Below are 252 nucleotides of genomic sequence, written 5' to 3' on the forward strand. Positions count from 1 at the left end.
ATGCAGCGTATGTTCGCTGAGGACACCCCGTGGCAAGTGCCGTGGCTGCGGGAGGTGTCACCAGCGGTGGAGGAGGTGGCAAACCGGCACGCGCAGAGAACGATATTCACCCGCTTCGTCCTGCCCGCCCGAGTCGAGGATACCCCACCTGAAGCAGGCGGGCGGCGGATTGATCATCGTCGTCTCCTCGATCGATGGCACCCGCACCTGTCTCTTATACCCCTCTGATGCTGCCGACGAATAGTCGAGTGT

Annotated in this window: 1 pseudogene; it reads left to right on the plus strand. The window is 62.3% G+C overall.

The features are described 5' to 3' along the window. Positions 1-147 (plus strand): annotated as a pseudogene (locus ACPYOJ_RS36055) (cysteine hydrolase); the annotation flags it as partial. Positions 148-252 lie beyond the last annotated feature (105 nt).

This window comes from Rhizobium sp. SVR5-9E, assembly GCF_056755095.1.